This is a genomic window from Acidisphaera rubrifaciens HS-AP3 (genome assembly GCF_000964365.1).
Taxonomy (GTDB): domain Bacteria; phylum Pseudomonadota; class Alphaproteobacteria; order Acetobacterales; family Acetobacteraceae; genus Acidisphaera; species Acidisphaera rubrifaciens.
Genome location: NZ_BANB01001155.1, coordinates 1 through 617, shown reverse-complemented (window position 1 = coordinate 617; position 617 = coordinate 1). Strand labels below are relative to the sequence as shown.

The following is a 617-nucleotide window of genomic DNA, read 5'->3' as shown; positions in this document are numbered from 1 at the left end:
CGCTGGCCAAGGCGCTGCGCCAGCCGCTCGACACCATCCCCGCCGATCCTGTCGAACTGCGGCGCCGCCTGAACGGGTGGACGCCGGCCATGGCCGGACTCTCGGCCGGACGGTGGCGCAACGTCCGCAGCTTGTTGCAGGCCGCCCTCGCGCAGGTCGGCATCATCCGGGTGGAAGGGCGCAGCAGCCGGCCGCCCTCCCCGGCGTGGGCGGCGCTGGTCGACGGCCTCACCACTCACGGCGACCGCTACAAGCTGAGCCGCCTCGCCAGCTGGTGCACCGCCGGCGGGATCGCGCCCGATGCCGTCGATGACGCGATGATGGACCGATATTTTGTAGACCTGCGCAACGGCAGCCTCGTCGCGCAACCCGACCGGATCCGGCGCGACACCGCCGTGGCCTGGAACCGCTGCGCGGCCACCTGTCCGGATTGGCCGCAGCGCCGGCTCGCCATCCCCGACAACCGGGGCAGTTACTCCGTGCCGTGGAGCACGTTTTTACCGAGCCTGAAGGCCGATGTCGACGCATGGCTCGACCGGCTCGCCGGCCGGGACCCGATGGCGGAACTGGAGTTCCGGCCGCTGAAACCTGCCTCGGTCGCAAGCCGCCGCAAGCAG

At 71.6% G+C, this 617-nt stretch carries 1 protein-coding gene; it reads left to right on the top strand.

All coding sequences use genetic code 11. The features are described 5' to 3' along the window. Positions 1 to 617: hypothetical protein (locus B8460_RS22715; RefSeq protein ID WP_048863477.1), on the top strand; the 617-nt coding region annotated here is incomplete at both ends.